Raw genomic sequence first — 17,146 nt, 5'->3', positions numbered from 1 at the left:
CGGAATTCAGGCTATAAAATACCAATAGGGGATTCAGGGTTTTTTATTATACCGTTATGAGCTAGGTAATGGTAATGCTTTCTTTCATCTTTTTTAAAATGTATGTCAATACCCGTCCCGGCTTGCCGTATATTACCGCGTCTACATAGTCATCTGCGGGGCTTTCCTTCTCGCTTATGACGACAACCCTGGCGTTTCTCTCCTTGGCCAGGAACGGAAAAGAAGCGACAGGTTCGTTCTCTAGGGACGCTCCGGCAATAAGGAAGAGGTCGGCGTTATGGAGTCTTATCCAGGCCTCCCTGGCCTCCCAATGAGGAGGAGGCTGTCCGGGAAAGGAGACAGGAGGTTTTAACTGGTCGCTCCCGCATTGCATGCATACGGGTATTTCAGCCCCTTTTTCAAGGCTGTTTATTATTTCATCGAGCGAATAGTCCTTCCCGCAGCTTGTGCAGGTAACCCAGAGCACGCTGCTGTTAAGCTCTATCACGGTCGAGCTTCCCGCACGGTGGTGAAGCCCGTCCGTCGTCTGTGTAAATATGCAGTCGAGGTTTCCGAGGAATTCAAGCTCTGCCAACGCTATGTGCGAGGGGCCGGGTTCCGCATTGGCGAGTGCGGGGTAAACCTCCCTGATTTTCCTCCAGTAGTCGGCCCTGACGTCTCTGTTCTCCCTGAAGTTCCTGATATGCGGATTGAGTCTGGGATCCGAAAAATCCGGGAGTCCGCTTTCCGCCGATAGTTCGGCGCCCGTGAGCACTACAATCTTTTGGGCCTCTTTTAGCCACTCTGCAACCGTCCCCGCCGCGTCGTTTTTCATACGCTATGGATTATACAATTTTCATCTGAACCGTGTCAACGAAACGGCGCCTCCGCGAAATTGTTTTACCGGTTGGTATAGAAGGCGGCCCTGAGTGCCGATAGTTTTAGGTACAATACTAGGGACAGACTGATAGAAGTACAGAAAGGGGAAACAACTTGAAATATAAACCTGTAGAAATAACGGAATTCAGCGACACCGCTTTGATGGTGGTATGGGACGACGGTCATGAAAGCATTTATCTGTATGAGGACCTGAGGCACGAATGTCCCTGCGCAACATGCAGACAGCAGAGAAAAACAAGCAAGACAGGCAAAATTCCTTTCAAGAAAACCATTCCGTTACAGGTTAAGCCCCGGGGCATAAAACCGCTCCGGATTGAGCCTGTGGGGAAGTACGCCTACAGGTTCGGCTGGAACGATAAACACGATACAGGGATTTACACCTTTGAGTTTTTAAGGGGATTATGCAGCTGCGAGGACTGCCGTACAGCTGATTAATCCGTTACTCTATTTCAAATACCATATTAACCGAGGCACTCACGGTGATATCTCCGGGCTCGATAGGTGTTGGTGCGGATTCCTCGACCGCTGTTTTACTCAAGGCGTAATCCCTGTATACGGGAGTAGGGTAATCGTAAGAGGGTGATAGCTGAACTATTTTTGTTATGCTTACGCCCGCCGCCTTTGCGACCGTTTCCGCCGTCGCCCTGGCGTCCTCTACTGCCGCGCGGAGCGCCTCTCTCCTGTAATTTGCTCTTTTCGTGGTATCGAATGATAAACTTTCGATTTTGTTCAAGCCCGCTTCCGTGGTCGAATCGATTATTTTTCCTATCTCCTTCAGGTTATGCGCCTCGACTACTATCTGATTGCCGGCCATGTATCCTTTGAATTCCGATTTATTGGCTTGATTATTGTACTCATATACTGGGGACAGGCTGTATCCGGCGGTTGAGACTTTGTCGTCCTCGCCAAGCCGGGCTTTTATTGTTTCCATCACTTTGTTCGTCTTCTCTGCGTTTTCTTTTACCGCCTGGGAGGCGCTTTTTGCCATGGTTTCGACTGAAAGTCTCAAATACGCAACGTCAGCCTCTGCGCTTGCCTCGCCCCTTCCGTTTACGCTCAGCGTCCTTTTCTGATCCCCGCCGTCCTGGGCCCGGCTAACGGAAAGCGCTCCGAATATGAGCGCTAAAAACGCGACCGCTATTACAGATTTCATTTTCATAATTCACCTCTTTTTTGTTTCTCGCCGTCAAATATGATTTTTTTGGTATTATACTTACCTTTACGATCAATTTCAGGAAAAGATTTATTTCTATTTACAAATGCCTCTTTCATGCCTGGTGCCTTCTATTTATAAGCGCGGCCTCCCGTAGAGTCCCGGTACGGCTCTGGCCGTTCGTTCAATTTATCCGGGTACTTTGAAAAAAACCCTGAAATTGCATATAATTAGAAACCTTACAACCATATCCATTATTGATTTTCAATTTCCTTGATGATAATTTTTTGATTGATGATCGAGAAGAAGCTAGAATATAAATTCAAAGACCGCAAGATTCTTAAAACCGCGCTTACTCACAGTTCTTTTGCGAACGAAACTTCTGTTGAGAGTAACGAGAGACTCGAATTTCTGGGTGACGCCGTTCTGGGGTTTATAGTCGCACGGGTACTTTACGACCTTTTCCCGGACGCCGCGGAGGGAAAGCTTTCAAAAATGCGAAGCTCTATTGTAAGCAGGATGAATTTCGCGCATTTCGCCAGGGAGCTTAAAATAGACAAGCAGTTACTTTTGGGGAAGGGCGAGGAGAATACCGGAGGGAGGAAGAGACAATCCAATCTGGCAGGCGCTTTTGAGGCTGTCATAGGGGCGATATTCATAGACGGCGGTTACAAAAAGGTTTATTCCATAGTATCAAAGCTGCTTAAGAATTGTCTTAACGGTAAAGAGGAGATATTTAAGGATTATAAAACCACGCTCCAGGAAGTCGCACAAAGGCAGTTTAAAAAGGTTCCCAAGTACAAGGTGGTTTTGGAGGAAGGGCCTCCTCACGACAAGTGCTTTCACGTAGAGGTGAAGCTGGGCAGAAAATCTCTGGGTAAGGGAATCGGCCGAAATAAAAAGCAGGCAGAACAGGCTGCGGCCAAAGAGGGGCTTAAGAGTGTCGAACTCAACATTTAGTCTGTATGATCAAACTAATCATTACCTTTTTCCCGAAGGCCTAAATCCTCGATTTTTTTAGAGAGCGTGTTTCTGTTGATTCCCAGTAGCTGCGCCGCTTTCTTCTTATTTCCCCCTGTGAGAAGAAGAACGGATTCTATAAGAGGTTTTTCGACCTTCTTGATTATTTCGTCATAGATTTTACCGGAAGGACTGTCGCCTGTGGCTTCGAGCATGTATTTCAATTCATTTGCTACAAATTGCTCCAATGATCCGTCACCCCTCCTGGTTTTACCTTCGAGGTTAGGGGCGGCTTCTGTCAGTGTCTCTTTGGTAATCACACTGTCCGACGTCAGTACCAGTAAGCGTTTTATTATATTTTCCAGCTCCCTTACATTTCCCGGCCAGTCGTAGCCGCAAACCATCTCTTTTGCCTCATCGGATATTGTTCTCTTACCCACGCCGAGCTCTCTGGAGTACTTATCGAGAAAGTGCTCCATCAACGGCACAACATCCTCGATTCTCTTCCTGAGAGGGGGTATTTGAATCGTAATCGCGTTGAGTCTGTAGTAAAGGTCTTCCCTGAATCTGCCTTCGCCGACCTCTTTCTCCAGGTCCTTATTTGTCGATGCGATAATTCTCACATCCACAGGGGTGGGTTTTTCGCTTCCCAGTCGGTAAAATTTCCTCTCCTCCAGTATGCGGAGGAGCTTTGTCTGAAGCTCGGCCGGCATGTCTCCTATTTCGTCCAGATGGAGAGTGCCCTTGTGCGCCTCCTCGAACCGTCCCTGCTTGGGTAGAGACGCGCCTGTAAATGCGCCTTTCTCGTACCCGAAAAGCTCGCTTTCGAGGAGCTCCTTCGGAATTGCCGCTATGTTAACGGCTACGAGCTTTCCATCCCTTCTCATGCTGTTCGAGTGTATGGCTCTGGAAACAAGCTCTTTTCCCGTCCCGCTTTCTCCCACGACCAAAACCGTTATGTCGCGCTCGGCCACTCTGCCTATCATTTTGTATATGTTGAGCATCGCCTGAGAGCTCCCGACTATATCCTGCAGGGTTTCCGTTTCCCCGGTATCTGACCTGAGTATCTCGAGCTTCTTGGAATTCTCATAGCTGTCGATTGCTCTCTGGACGGTTATCTTTACTTCGTCCAGGTCAAAGGGCTTGGCAATGTAGTCATAAGCCCCCTGTTTCATCGCGTCTATAGCGTTTTTGACGGTGTTCTGAGCGGTTATTATTATTACCGGCGGGTCTATGCCCCGGGCTCGGAGTTCCTTGAGGGCTTCAAACCCGCTTGTATCAGGCATGGTAATATCAAGTATTATTGAGGAAAAATCTTTTGACAGGGCTTTATCGATTGCCTCTTTCCCGTTTTCGGCATACTCCGTTGAATAACCGGCTTTTTCAAGGCATTTGCCGAGTACCCATCTGATGCTTTCTTCGTCGTCCGCTATTAATATTTTTCTTTTCATTTATCTTCTGTGGTTTCTTGCGCGAGAATCCGCATATCGGCAGGATGTATAATGATACACGTAATTCCGATTAATATTAAACATCTAAAATCGGGAGGTAAACCTTGAAGGTCGCGCCTTGTCCGGGTTCGCTATCGACGATGATTGCCCCTCCGTGCTTTGCTACGATCTGATAAGCCAGGAATAATCCCAGTCCCGAGCCTTTCTTCTTGGTAGTATAAAAGGGGCTGAATACTTTTTCCACAGATCCCCGCGGAATGCCGTCCCCGTCGTCTTTTATCTCGACCGACATTGACTTCTGGCCCTTGAGTTTGTGTTCGGTTATCCATCGTGTGGAGATTTCCACGGTGCCATTATCCCCTGCTGCCTCAGACGCGTTTTTTATCAGGTTCAATAATGCTTGTTTAAGAGCGTCCCTGTTGCCGCTCAAAGGGGGGATCGTCACATCGTAGTTCTGTTTTATCTGAACGCGCTTTTCCGGTTTAGACATTGATTCAAGGAAAATGATTTCCATGAGAATCTCGTGTATGTCTATGTGCTCGAAAACTTCCCTGGGAAAGGGCTCAAGCTGCTTCAGTGTGTCGAGCAGTGATCTCAGTCTGTCGGCTTCCTTGGTAATAATTTCCGCGCATTTGATAGTCTCTTTATTAGTCGTATCTCCTGCCAGCAGCTGCGCGGCTCCCCGTATTCCGCTGAGGGGATTCTTGAGCTCATGCGCGAGCCCGAGAATAAGATGCTCGAATTTCGATGCCGATATTTCCTGTATGCTTTTGCTGTTAAGAAATTTTGTTCCGGAAAGGTCTTTTATCTGCAATATGGCCCCTTTGAGGTTTCCATTTTTGGTGAATATGGGAGAAGCCACGGTCTGAATGGAGATTTTTTCACCGCTTCTGAGAACCGGGTTAACCTCTTCACCGAATATCGTCCTTCCCTCATCCATAGCCATAACGGCTACATGCTCGACCTCTTCGGGTAAAAATTGCCTGGAATATTTTCCCCGTGCATTCTGTCTTGCAATCCTGAATGTTGACTCCGCATTGTCGTTCATATCCAGTACGGTGAATTTTTTGTCGATAATTATTATGCACTCGGGAAGGGAGTCGAATATCTCTTTGAAGTTAACCTTTTTAGCCATATGCGTATAAATATCAATCAATTCTCAAGAAAAGAATGGAATTCAACCGGTTATTTTTAGTCTGGGGAGCCATGATTTATTTCACGCGTAAGGCGCGTTTATTTATTCTACCCCCTCGCCGCGCTTAAGATTCCGCTTGCCCGTGATCGACATCAAAGTTCTTCTATCCTGATAAAATTCGTTTTGGAGCTGACCGTTGAGAATCTTCCTATTTCTCTAAGCGCCGAAACCAGGTTCTTTTCTTTCGCCTCATGGGTCATAATCACTACAGGCACGTCTCCTCCCCCGAGATGCCTTCCTTTCTGAATCACCGACTCGATACTTATACCGTGTTTTCCCAGGCTGCCCGTGATTTTCCCGAGGACCCCGGGTTTGTCTTCGGCCTCGAATCTTAAGTAATATTTATTCGTAGTGTCGGTCAACTGTATGAGTTTCGGGGATATTTTTTCATCGTAGAGCCTCGGAGGGGATGAATGCGTGTTCCCGAGACAAAGGTGTTTTGAGATTTGAATTACGTCGCTTACAACGGCGCTTGCCGTCGGCATCATTCCAGCTCCCATACCGTAGAGCATAGTCGGACCCACTGCGTCCCCGACAACGTAAATTGCGTTAAAGGCGCCTGAGACATCCGCCATCTGGGTGCCCTTTTTCACAAGCGTGGGATAAACTCCCGCTTCGAGGCCGTTTTCCCTTGATTTCGCTATTGCCAGCAGTTTTATCTTGTATCCGAGCTCGTCTGCGAAGGCAATGTCGAGTGGGGTAATTCCCCTTATCCCCTCGACATGGATTTTCTTGAATTTTATAAAAGTGCCGAACGAGAGCATAATCAATATGGACAGCTTGTGGGCCGCATCGACGCCATCGACGTCAAACGAGGGGTCGGCTTCCGCGTATCCCTCTTTCTGGGCCTGTTTGAGCACATCCTCGAACTCGGATCCTTCCTCGGTCATCTTTGAGAGTATGTAGTTTGAAGTGCCGTTCATAATCCCGTGAATAGAGAGTATGTTGTTTGCGGCATAACTCTCCTGAGTGGATTTTATTATCGGAATTCCCCCACCGACGCTTGCCTCGAATCCTATATCAACCCCTTTTCGGCTTGCGCTGCCGAAAATTTCCTTGCCGTGGTGCGCGAGAAGGGCCTTGTTCGCCGTAACTACGTGCTTCCCGTTTTTTATCGCGCGGAGCACAAAATCCTTTGCCGCGGTAGTGCCCCCTATAAGCTCGATCACTATCTGTATCGAGTCGTCGTCTATCAGCTCGAGAGCGTCCGTCGTAAGTTTACTCTTCGGGATTCTTACGGGTCTTTTCCTCCCGGGGTCCACGTCCGCTATCTTCTTTAAATTTAGACTTATACCGGTCCTCTTCTCTATTAGACTTTTATTTTGATTAATTACCTTGATGACCCCGCATCCCACGGTGCCCGCTCCGATCAGACCGACATTTATAACGCTCATAAATATTTCTCCTTAACCCTTGGAAGCTATAGCAAGTTTAAGCTAGGAATTATACATTATTTTATTTGACTTTAAACGAAGGAGGCCTTAAATTAATACCGTTCCGCGGGGCCGTAGCTCAGTTGGGAGAGCGCATGAATGGCATTCATGAGGTCGAGGGTTCGAATCCCTTCGGCTCCACCACTATCACAATTTAGAATCTAGTTTGCGTTGTTTCAGCCTGGATGTTATTCCTCTTCCGGAACGGCCAGCTCCCAAATATTACGAATCCTGCCGTCTTTGATTTCAAAGATGGAGATGAACTTGTGTGACTCCACCGGTCCGTCGTCAGGATACAGTCTCTCCGTGTATTTAACCGTGACGTAATCTCCGGTGGCGATAATCATTTCGAAGGGAAGGAATGTGACCTTTTTATACACGGAATTTAACCTCTCTATGTAACCGAGCGTCTGGTCATAATTCCATAGCTCGTTGTTTTTGCGAATTTTAAGCTCGGGGCTCATAAGTCTGGAAAACAGCGAGATGTTTTTCTTTTCAATCAGCTCATGGAAAGCGGAGGTTGTAATTTGTATGTTGCGCCCGCTCAGCTCGGTTTTTCCGGAATCCAATATCTGTATTCCAGCCAGATTTCCGTTTCTCATTACTGCCTCTCACGGTTTTTTAGAGTGAGTGTAGCAGATTAGAAAAAAATACTAAGCTTAATTGAATTCGAATTCCGGACCGGAATTCAGGTCAATTGCCGTAGAAAGTTTTTGTCCTCGGTTCCGAGGGCTGGAAACACGATGAGCCGTAATTGATTTGATACAAAATATAGGGGGCGTTAACTCTGCCTGCTAATCATCAGAATCGGACAATTCGTTTCACGCGCGATTCGGAGGGTCAGCTCCCCGAAGGATTTTTTATATCTTCCCCTGCTCTGAATCCCCAGAATCACGAGATCGCTTTCGACTACGTGGCTCATAATCTGATTCGCTATGTCATCCGCTTTTTCCACTTTGATTTTCAGGTTGCCTTTGACTGCCTGGTCCGCCGCGAATAGAAAAAGTTCTTTCCTGGCTCTGTCCAGGGTTTTCCAGTCGGTTTTTTCCGGCAGGACCCTTAAGAAGGTAATCTCCGCGTTTCCGGCGCGGCTTATGCTTCCGAGAACCCTGGCCAATAGCTCGCCGTGGACGCCTCTTCCCCCTACGGGAACCAGTATCCGCTCGGCTTCATAGATGTGCCACTCATGGGGGGCGCGCAGTATTACGACGTCGCAATTGACGCTGTTTATGAGCTTTTCGAGATTTTTTTCTGTCTCCTTGTCCGTAAATTCGGTAAGTCCCACCAGGAGACTCTCGCACCGGTGGGTCTCGGCCACACGAATGATCTCGGGCCACGGCCTTTTCGCTATTGTAATCAGGGCTTCGGGAGATAGCCCGATATCGAGCGAGGCGGTTACCGCCTCCCTCAGCACTTCCTGGGCGTTAATTACAAGTCCGGTGTGCCGGTCCTGATTCCACTCCTCATCGGTAGTGACAACCGATAGAAGTAGCACTTTACCGTAATGGGGCGGAGCGAGCGTGTTGGCTACGGCCACCATGGGCGCCGCGTTCGTCGGATTGGCAATCGGGACTAGCACGAGCGGGCTTCTTCCCCTTAACCTGACAAGCTCCGGGTCGAACCCTTCCGAGGACGCGTCGAAGATTCGGGCGCTCCTCGCGAACAGGATTAAATACAATACCCCGCCTATGAGCAGCCAGACCAGAGCGATAAGCCCCGCGGCCGGGACCTTTATGCCTTGAAACATTGCGAGTCCGATACAGGCTGCGATACCCAGAATCGTGATATACGGGAATAACGGGGTGCGGAATGATTTTGAGGTGCTGCTTCTTCTCTTTCTGGCAAGTAGTGTCATCCATTGGGCAAGTGCGAATGTCAGAAGGAAAATCAAACTCGCCGCTGCGCCGGCGGAGCCCACATCGGGTATCACGAGCAGTGTAGCCGCAATTATCGCCGCGGTTACGATAATGGCCGCCGCGGGTGTTCCCCGTTTCTCATATATACTCCCGAGGGACCTGGGCAGGGTTCTGTCCCTTGCCATGCTCTGGGCTATACGGGATGCTGCGAGTATATTCGCGTAGAGTGCGGAAAGCATGGAAAGAATCGCAGCCGCCACAACGAGCCAGAATCCGAATTTTCCCAGATAGTTCTCTGCAGTAACCGCGATGATTGCCTCGGGATCCTCCTTACTCAAAGCAGTGATCGACTCCCCTATGTCTGTTCCGGCTACGGTTATTATAAATATGAGCGGGATATATATGGAAAGCGCAATCAGGAGAGAAATTATCATTGCTCTGGGGATGGTTTTCCCCGGATCTTTCACCTCTCCCGCTACTGCCGCGATCAGATCGAATCCCTGAAACGCAATAAACGTATATCCCATAGCCTGTATCAGGCCCAGAGCACCTAAAGCGAAGAACGGTGAATAGTCCGTTCTGATGCTCGACAGGGACTCCTCGGGAAGCGCCCACAGGCCGCCGATAATCAATATGGCGAAAGCGGTAATCTTTCCGATATTTGCAAAACTGCCCCCCCCGCCCGGTCTTCTCACAAGGCTCGCGGTGTAAACAACTATTGATATTATGGCTATTGCTAGAGCCGGCCATTCCGCCTTGTCCCAATTAACGAATTCCCAGGGCAATTGCTCCGCCACGCCCTCCAGAAGTATTGTTATAAAAAGCCCGGCACCGAGCGCGTAAAGGACAGCGGCCACGATGGAGGCGAACCATACGACCCATCCCACTGCGAAAGCGGCCCTTATGGATAAAACCTTTTTCGAGAAGACATACGTGCCTCCCGATTCGGGGAATGCGGCTGATAGCTCGGCAAAGCTGAGTGCGGTTATTAAAGCGATTATACCGTTTAGCGTGAAGGCCAGTATGGCGCTCGGGCCTGTGGTTGCGAAGGCAACGCCGGCCAGAGCCAGTATCCCGCCTCCTACAATTGCCCCTACCCCGACTCCTACCGCGCCGAAGAGGCCCATAGTCCGTTCTGTTTTATTTTCCATTGCTACCTGTACTCAGTTGTATAATATAATATTCTATATATACCATATATATTATTAGGGTGACAAAGGATATTTCGCTAATTTGAAGTATGTTAAGAATGATGGAATTGTCAATTGAAAATGAATACCGATAAAGTTTCTGGAGATTTTGAACGAAATTATTGCTCTTCTCAGCAGAGTTTCTCTAACAGTCTTTTGTATAAGCTTTCCCGTAATCTGGCCTGTAGCGGGCGATTTTGTGAATTGTTAAAGCCACAAAAAGACCCGGGCGCGGTGCGCCGGGCTCAGGGCTTCCTTCGTTCGATTTAATCAATCATTCCAGATGTCGAATCTTTTCAATAAGTAGGACTTGTTCTGTTCGAATGTTTTTGCCTGATCCTGAACTACCTGCTCCGCTTCATCGCTCGACATGTTCATTACCTGCTGACAGTAGCTCTTGGTTCTTCCGAAATAAAGAGGAGTTATTATATCCACAAGCCTTCTCTTGTTTCTTTCCCACTGCTGGTAGACATAAGCGAAATCATAGAGAATCCTGCACCAGAGCTCGGTATCGAATTCGGCCTCTTTGTTCGACTTCCATAGTTCATATATTTCATCGAGCCTGGAAAGATTATCGCCGTTCAGAATTTCATCGTACATAGGTCTGAAATGAGGAAAGCCGTCAACGAATTCTTCATGAAGATCGTTCATGCTTACCGATATCGCCTCTAGCTTGGGCTCTTCATCAATTTTATTGTTTATTTGTATTGCCTGGAAAGGGTTCTCCCTGTGCCAGTTGCGCTCATATTTGCTCATCAGGTAAAAAACCGTGCTGACTACCTGACGGAACATAGGGCCCAGATCGGAAGCAGGGTCTTTGGCCCCGTGTATCTTGGTGCCGAGGTAGGTTTGCACCACTTTGAAGCCTTCGTTTACAGCGCACGTGGTCATCCATATGTCTATGCCGAACCTCGAGACATCTGTTTCCCATACGTCTTCTTTTACATAAAAAGCGGCAAGCTCGGGGCAAAAACCGAAATCCCCGCCTATAGGCTGTCTCACGTCAACGCCGTAAAGGGCGCGCGTTAAGGGATACACGATCTGGTTCGTGATGGTCCCGTCGAATTTATGTCTTCTGTAAAAAGGGGCTACGAATCCCGCGGAACCGTCCAGAATAGGCTCGACTATGAACTTTACCCATTCCGGGGTGATACTCCTGAGGTCGGCGTCAAAGACGGCTATTGCCTTGACTTTAAGCATTAAAGCAAGCTCGAAAACAGCCCTGAAAGACGTTCCTTTCCCCGGAAAACCTCTGTAAATAGTCACCCTTCTGTGAATATTTTCCGGGATCTTTGCTTCGTATGCGTGTTCACGCGTATCATCGAGAGACCCGCCGTCGCTTATAAATATAGCGGATTTATGCTGGGGGAAGTATTGTGATAATCCTTTTGCAACTTGTTCGACTACAAACCCGATTGAGTCCTCGCAATTGTAACATGGTATGCCCACAAGAATATCTACGGATTTTATCTCGTCGACCCACCAGTGCACGTTTCCCCTGACTGCAGATTCGTATTTTCTCATATTAAATCCTTCCTTTTAGTGAGTAAAAGGTATTAATATAACATCGAAACCGGTATTGGAAAATTAAATTTGCTTAAAATGCGGGATAATTCTTTTCACATAAGACAGAATTACACTCGTTGGATCCGGATTCAAGATTAATAATTGCCCGCTCGCCCCGGATTAAGCTCATAACAAGACCGTAGTTCGTAAGCCCCGGATACTTTATAACTTTCCCGGGCTGTCAGTCTTCAAGCAAATCTTGATAACTTTTTAAATACTCCCTGCTCGATTTGCGCCATGAAAAATCTATTTTCATTACGGTTTTCACCAGGTTGTTCCATTCCCGCGTGTTTTTATAGATTGAAATTGCCCTTTTGACCGTGCTGATTAACTCGTCTTCATCGAACTCGTTGAACACAAAGCCGTTCCCGTATTTCTTATCCGCGCTGTAGTCGACGATTGTATCGAGGAGTCCCCCGGTTCCCCTCACAATGGGGATCGTGCCGTATCTGAGCGAAATTAACTGTCCCAATCCGCATGGCTCGAACCTTGAGGGCATCAAAAACATATCACAGCCCGCGTATATCCTTCTGGCTTTTGTCTCGTCGTAGCCTATAATCGCTTTGAAATTGCCGCCATATTTCTGAAGCGCGGCAGTAAGTAATTTCTCGTAGGTTTTATCCCCTGCTCCAAGCACCACGAGTTCGACATCCAGGGCCATCAACCGGTCAAGGGAGTCGACCACCAGGTCAATGCCTTTTTGCTGTGCGAGCCTGGCGACAACACCGATCAGCGGGCTTCTCCCGTTACCGTTTAATCCGAGAAGACCCTTTAGTTTAGCTTTATTCTCAATTTTTCCTCCGGGGTCGTCCCGGTTGTAGTTTGCAAAAAGCGCATTATCCGTCTCCGGGTCCCAGTCGTCATAATCGATTCCGTTTATTATCCCTTTCAATTTCCCCTGGCTCGAAACAGCCTGGAGGACGCCGTCGAGACCGTAGCCGTACGCGGGAGTTTGTATCTCCTCTGCGTATGTCGGGCTCACCGTGGTTACCAGATCGGATGTGATTATTCCGCCTTTCAAGAGATTGACCATGCCGTAAAATTCTAGCTGCTCGGGATTGAAAAGGGATCTGTCAAGCCCGAATCTGTCCAGAAACCCCTGTCCGAATAGCCCCTGATACGAAATATTGTGAATCGTAAAGACAAGCTTCGAGCTTTGAAAAAACGGGTCATCGTTGTAGTGCCTTTTCCACTTGAGGGAAATCGGCGCCATTGCAGCCTGCCAGTCGTTACAGTGGATAATGTCCGGCTTGAAATTTAGCGCTTTTGCCGTTTCCAACGCCCCCAGAGAATAAAACCCGAATCTGACGTCGTTATCCTTATAATCCCCGGCAGGGGTCGTATACACGTATTCACGCTCAAAAAGTTCGTCGTTACAGAGGAGATAAACCGGCACCCCTTCGACCTCGGTCTCTTTTATATTTGCTTTGTAGGGGAGCCAGTCGATTACAACTGTTACCTCTTTTCCCGTGTTAACGGTATTGTATTTAAGGCGTTCGAGGTTTTTTCTGACCTCGCCGTAGTAGGGTAGAACCACTCTCGCGTCGCATCCTGTTTCCCGTAATTTCTTGGGGAGCACCCCGATTACATCGGCAAGCCCGCCTGTCTTTGCGAGGGGCTCCATTTCAGATGCTATGAAAAGAACTTTTATCAAGTGGCATCTCCTTTTCGTTTGTAGAAGCTTGTAATTAGATGATTATTCGGCTGTTTTATATTCATGATGGAATAATACTGGATTTTGAATGATAAACTTACCAGATTTTAATCCCTGCGGTTTATTTCCGTAATTTCTTTCAACCTGCTTTTTATCTCAGGCGTTATATATCCTGGTTTCAGCCTCCATTCCCAGTTGCCTCTTGATGTAGAGGGTTTGTTCATCCTGGCCCCCGCGCCCAGTCCCAGAACGTCCTGCATGGGTATTATCGCGGTCCGGGCGGGAGACTCCATCGCAAGCCTGATAAATTCCCAATGAATTTCCCTCCCCTCTATTTCCCTGTCGATGTATTTACGGAACCGCTCCTTCTCCACATTCCCGGCCTCGGTATTCCACCAGCCCGTGACTGTATTGTTATCGTGAGTTCCCGTGTAGACGACACAGTTCTCGCCGAAATTCTCTGGCAGGTAGTCGCCGTAGGGGAAATCTTCCCCGAATGCGAACAGCAGTATCTTCATCCCCGGAAGGCCGTATCGTCTGATTATTTCCTTAACGTCGGGGGTTATATAGCCCAGGTCCTCCGCTATAAAATTTGATGTATCGTAGCGGTTGAACAGGGTATCAAAAAAGTCTTCCGCGCCCGGGTCAACCCATTTGCCGTTGAGGGCTGTTTTCTCGCCCGCTCTGACTTCCCAGTAAGATACGAACCCCCTGAAATGATCGAGCCTGAGTATGTCGAACATGGATAAATTATGCCCTATGCGTTTGATCCACCATTCATACCCCGTTTCTTTCAATTTCTTCCAGTCATAAACGGGATTACCCCATAGCTGGCCCGTCTCACTGAAATAATCCGGGGGGACGCCGGCGACGAATTTGGGATTTTTTTCATCGTCGAGCTTGAACATACCGGGGTTAGTCCAGACATCCGAGCTGTCGTAATTAATGTAATAGGGAATGTCCCCTATTATTTCAATCCCCCGCTCGTTCGCGTAAGACTTAAGCGAATACCACTGCTCGAAGAATACGTACTGCGTGAACTGAGTGTAGAGAATTTCGGAAGCGATCTTCTCGCGCCATTTATCAAGGGCATTACGGTCTCTGTTTTTCAAATCCTCAGGGAAATCTTTCCATGTGCCGCATTTTAAATTCGTTTTCACCGAGCTGTAAAGGGAATAATCCTCAAGCCAGAATTCGTTCCGGGTGCAAAACTTTTTGAAATCCGGATCGAGCTCCATCCTGTCCCTCACGTTATGGAAAGCTTTTTTTAACAGCAATGATTTGTGCTTGTAAACGGATTCGTAATGAACCCGGTTGTTTTCAAATCTGGGCTTTTCTCCCGGCTCTTCAAAGGACAAGTATCCCTTGTCTATCATCAGTTCGGGGCTTATAAGAATGGGATTGCCGGCAAACGACGACGGGCCGCTGTAGGGTGAATTCCCGTATATAAGCTCGGTCGGGTTAAGCGGCAGCACCTGCCAGTATCTCTGCCCCGTCCGGGAGAGAAAGTCAATGAACTCCCGGGCGGCGGGCCCGAAATCACCGATTCCGAACTTTGAAGGTAACGACGTTATATGCAGCAGTATGCCGCTTTTTCTCTCGTTCATTTTTTCCCGCGGTGCTGATCAAAAATATTTTGCCCCTTCATAATTGTCCGGTATATACAGGCTTTAAGATTGCGAGCGACCTGTCGGCCATACTGTATTTTTCGCCGGAGCTTCTCTCTCCCAGGTTTCCCGAGGTATCCCTGTATGCGGTATCGAGAATTATCCGCCACGTGGTCGAGATCGCTGTGGCCGGGATATTAAAATCAAGCGGCTCGGGGCCCGCGTTAAGCAGGATCATGACCGTATTTTCAAATTCGGGATTCTTTCTTGTTTTTATGGCCTTTATATTGTCGCCTGACTTGACAAATCCGAGAGAGCGGAGCTTCGGGTTTTTCCAGTCGTCTTCGGTCATTTCGCCTCCGTCCGCTCTGAGCCAGGTTAGGTCTTTGTATCCGTTACCGTTGATCGGATGTCCGTGAAAAAACTTCCCCTGTCTCAGTACGGGGTACTGCTTCCGCAGTTGTATTAGGAAGCGGGTGAATTCGAGCTGCCCGGTTTGCGGCTTGTCCAGTCCCCAATCAATCCATGAAATCGGGTTATCCTGACAGTAGGAGTTGTTGTTCCCTTTCTGTGTTCTTCCGAATTCATCTCCCGAAAGAAGCATAGGAACTCCCTGGGACACAAATAGCGTCGCAATAAAGTTCCTTTTCTGCCTTTCCCTCTTTTCGATTATATTCGGATTATTGGTAGGGCCTTCCGTGCCCAGGTTAAAACTAAAATTGTAATTGTTACCGTCCATATTTTTTTCCATATTCGCCTGATTATGTTTTTTTTCATACGTAACCATGTCCTCAAGCGTAAAACCGTCATGGGACGCGAAATAGTTAATACTGGTAAAAGAGCCTTTGTCCCTCAGTTCGTATAGATCGCTCGATCCGCTGATACGGTACGCCATATCGGCTACCTGCATCTCGTCTCCCCGCCAGAAGCGCCTCGTAGTGTTACGGTACTTGTCGTTCCATTCCGACCAGGGATCGTGAAAATTGCCCAGCTGGTAACCTCCGGGTCCGAGGTCCCAGGGCTCGGCTATGAATTTGGTTTCGGATAATTCGGGCTCGTTGTTAATGGCTTCAAAGAGTGGGCTTAACCTGTGGTAGTCAGGGTCTTCCCGGAAAAGCGCTGTCGCGAGGTCGAATCTGAATCCGTCGACGTGCATTTCAGATACCCAGTACTTAAGGCTGTCTATAATAAGCCTCTTCACAGCCGGATTGGTAGAATTAACGGTATTGCCGCAGCCGGTGTAGTTTATATAACGGGCTTTATTTTTACCGTCCAGACGGTAGTATGAGGGATTGTCTATGCCTCTGAACGAGAGTGTAGACCCTCTCCCTCCTCCCTCGGCGGTGTGATTATATACGACATCCAGTATTATCTCGAAGCCTTCCCTGTGGAGGGCCTTTACCATATTTTTAAATTCCCTCACCTGCTCGCCCTCTACGCCCGCGCCGGAAAATCGGGGGTCAGGGGCGAAAAATCCGATTGTGTTATAACCCCAGTAATTGCTGAGCCCGTACTCTAACAGTCTCCTTTCGGACACGCTTTGGTGTACCGGCATCAGCTCTATGGAGGTGACGCCGAGGGTATGGAGGTAATCGAGAACAGCCGGAGCCGTAAGACCGGAATAGGTGCCCCGGAGCTCTTCAGGCACTTCAGGGTGAAGCGCGGTGAATCCTTTTACGTGCAGCTCGTAAATGACTGTTTCGCCCCATGGAATCCTCGGATGGGAGTCGTCTCCCCAGTCGAATGACGTATCGGTGACGATAGATTTGGGCATATAGGCCGCGCTGTCCCTCGAATCGGGAGCGGTATCTTGACCGGGACTGTAGTCAAGATGAATTTCATTCAGTCTTACTATTCCCGCGATTGCCTTTGAGTAAGGGTCAAGGAGTAATTTGTTGTGATTAAACCTGAGGCCCCTCTCCGGATCGTAAGGGCCGTGCACTCTGTAGCCGTACAACTGCCCGGGTTCCAAACCCGGAACGTATACATGCCAGATGTTCCCCGTCTTAGAGTAAACCGGTATCCTTGCCACCTCCGGCTCGGGCTTACCCCTTCCGAAAAGGCATAACTCCACGCGCTCGGCATTTTCCGAATAGATGGCAAAATGCACTCCCTTCCCGTCCCAGGTTGCGCCGAGGGGGTCCGGACTGCCGGGTAAAGTCTTTATCGTTCTACCGGATTCTGTCGCGGATGTATTCAAGA

General features: G+C 48.4%; 13 protein-coding genes and 1 tRNA gene. 3 read left to right on the top strand and 11 right to left on the bottom strand.

The window, feature by feature from the left end; translation table 11 throughout:
* Positions 1-61: 61 nt before the first annotated feature.
* Positions 62-814 carry an NAD-dependent deacetylase gene (locus tag RIG61_08060; GenBank protein MEQ9619111.1) on the bottom strand — a complete coding sequence of 251 codons (753 nt, stop codon included), beginning with the start codon at positions 812-814 and terminating at the stop codon, positions 62-64.
* A gap of 158 nt (positions 815-972) precedes the next feature.
* On the opposite strand from RIG61_08060, the gene RIG61_08055 reads away from it, so the two are divergent.
* Complete coding sequence (locus RIG61_08055; protein MEQ9619110.1) at positions 973-1,314, top strand: DUF971 domain-containing protein; 342 nt, start codon at positions 973-975, stop codon at positions 1,312-1,314.
* Between the two features lie 4 nt (positions 1,315-1,318).
* Here the strand turns inward: RIG61_08055 and RIG61_08050 are convergent, their stop codons facing one another.
* On the bottom strand, positions 1,319-2,038 hold the full coding sequence (locus tag RIG61_08050) for an SIMPL domain-containing protein (GenBank protein ID MEQ9619109.1): 720 nt from the start codon (positions 2,036-2,038) through the stop codon (positions 1,319-1,321).
* A gap of 288 nt (positions 2,039-2,326) precedes the next feature.
* On the opposite strand from RIG61_08050, the gene rnc reads away from it, so the two are divergent.
* A complete protein-coding gene (gene rnc / locus RIG61_08045) occupies positions 2,327-2,992 on the top strand; it encodes a ribonuclease III (GenBank protein MEQ9619108.1) in 666 nt (221 codons plus the stop codon).
* Between the two features lie 14 nt (positions 2,993-3,006).
* Here rnc and RIG61_08040 read toward each other — a convergent pair whose 3' ends face one another.
* The 3 genes from RIG61_08040 to RIG61_08030 all read right to left on the bottom strand — a co-directional run bounded on the left by RIG61_08040 (position 3,007) and on the right by RIG61_08030 (position 7,032).
* The gene (locus RIG61_08040; GenBank protein MEQ9619107.1) at positions 3,007-4,443 is read right to left on the bottom strand and encodes a sigma-54 dependent transcriptional regulator; all 1,437 of its coding nucleotides are present in this window, start codon (positions 4,441-4,443) and stop codon (positions 3,007-3,009) included.
* Between the two features lie 76 nt (positions 4,444-4,519).
* Entirely contained in the window at positions 4,520-5,578 is a 1,059-nt protein-coding gene (locus tag RIG61_08035; protein ID MEQ9619106.1) for an ATP-binding protein, read from the bottom strand.
* 152 nt (positions 5,579-5,730) lie between these two features.
* Positions 5,731-7,032 carry a homoserine dehydrogenase gene (locus RIG61_08030; GenBank protein ID MEQ9619105.1) on the bottom strand — a complete coding sequence of 434 codons (1,302 nt, stop codon included), beginning with the start codon at positions 7,030-7,032 and terminating at the stop codon, positions 5,731-5,733.
* 107 nt (positions 7,033-7,139) lie between these two features.
* Here RIG61_08030 and RIG61_08025 point away from each other — a divergent pair.
* Positions 7,140-7,215, top strand: a tRNA-Ala gene (locus RIG61_08025).
* 44 nt (positions 7,216-7,259) lie between these two features.
* Here the strand turns inward: RIG61_08025 and RIG61_08020 are convergent.
* The 6 genes from RIG61_08020 to glgX form a co-directional block, all read right to left on the bottom strand.
* The gene (locus RIG61_08020) at positions 7,260-7,673 is read right to left on the bottom strand and encodes a nuclear transport factor 2 family protein (protein MEQ9619104.1); all 414 of its coding nucleotides are present in this window, start codon (positions 7,671-7,673) and stop codon (positions 7,260-7,262) included.
* 179 nt (positions 7,674-7,852) lie between these two features.
* Positions 7,853-10,078: an amino acid permease gene (locus tag RIG61_08015; protein MEQ9619103.1), complete on the bottom strand. Its 2,226-nt coding sequence runs from the start codon at positions 10,076-10,078 to the stop codon at positions 7,853-7,855.
* Positions 10,079-10,387: 309 nt separating this feature from the next.
* Positions 10,388-11,641 (bottom strand): glycosyltransferase, encoded by a 1,254-nt coding sequence (locus RIG61_08010; protein ID MEQ9619102.1) that lies wholly within the window; start codon positions 11,639-11,641, stop codon positions 10,388-10,390.
* Between the two features lie 223 nt (positions 11,642-11,864).
* Positions 11,865-13,337, bottom strand: a complete 1,473-nt coding sequence (glgA, locus tag RIG61_08005) for a glycogen synthase GlgA (protein MEQ9619101.1) — start codon at positions 13,335-13,337, stop codon at positions 11,865-11,867.
* Between the two features lie 107 nt (positions 13,338-13,444).
* Positions 13,445-14,944: a 4-alpha-glucanotransferase gene (gene malQ, locus RIG61_08000; GenBank protein ID MEQ9619100.1), complete on the bottom strand. Its 1,500-nt coding sequence runs from the start codon at positions 14,942-14,944 to the stop codon at positions 13,445-13,447.
* 37 nt (positions 14,945-14,981) lie between these two features.
* Complete coding sequence (gene glgX / locus RIG61_07995) at positions 14,982-17,144, bottom strand: glycogen debranching protein GlgX (GenBank protein ID MEQ9619099.1); 2,163 nt, start codon at positions 17,142-17,144, stop codon at positions 14,982-14,984.
* Between the last annotated feature and the right edge of the window lie 2 nt (positions 17,145-17,146).

The organism is Deltaproteobacteria bacterium, assembly GCA_040223695.1.
Taxonomy (GTDB): Bacteria; Desulfobacterota_D; UBA1144; order Nemesobacterales; family UBA2774; genus JAVKFU01.
The sequence above is the reverse complement of the archived record's forward strand: the minus strand, read 5'-3'. Positions and strand labels throughout refer to the sequence as shown.

What these genes read in the sequence shown, in the direction of transcription:
- RIG61_08060 (MEQ9619111.1), bottom strand. Translation starts at nt 814, where the DNA reads ATGAAAAACGACGCGGCGGGGACGGTTGCAGAGTGGCTAAAAGAGGCC.
- RIG61_08050 (MEQ9619109.1), bottom strand. Translation starts at nt 2,038, where the DNA reads ATGAAAATGAAATCTGTAATAGCGGTCGCGTTTTTAGCGCTCATATTC.
- rnc (MEQ9619108.1), top strand. Translation starts at nt 2,327, where the DNA reads ATGATCGAGAAGAAGCTAGAATATAAATTCAAAGACCGCAAGATTCTT.
- RIG61_08040 (MEQ9619107.1), bottom strand. Translation starts at nt 4,443, where the DNA reads ATGAAAAGAAAAATATTAATAGCGGACGACGAAGAAAGCATCAGATGG.
- RIG61_08035 (MEQ9619106.1), bottom strand. Translation starts at nt 5,578, where the DNA reads ATGGCTAAAAAGGTTAACTTCAAAGAGATATTCGACTCCCTTCCCGAG.
- RIG61_08030 (MEQ9619105.1), bottom strand. Translation starts at nt 7,032, where the DNA reads ATGAGCGTTATAAATGTCGGTCTGATCGGAGCGGGCACCGTGGGATGC.
- RIG61_08020 (MEQ9619104.1), bottom strand. Translation starts at nt 7,673, where the DNA reads ATGAGAAACGGAAATCTGGCTGGAATACAGATATTGGATTCCGGAAAA.
- RIG61_08015 (MEQ9619103.1), bottom strand. Translation starts at nt 10,078, where the DNA reads ATGGAAAATAAAACAGAACGGACTATGGGCCTCTTCGGCGCGGTAGGA.
- RIG61_08010 (MEQ9619102.1), bottom strand. Translation starts at nt 11,641, where the DNA reads ATGAGAAAATACGAATCTGCAGTCAGGGGAAACGTGCACTGGTGGGTC.
- malQ (MEQ9619100.1), bottom strand. Translation starts at nt 14,944, where the DNA reads ATGAACGAGAGAAAAAGCGGCATACTGCTGCATATAACGTCGTTACCT.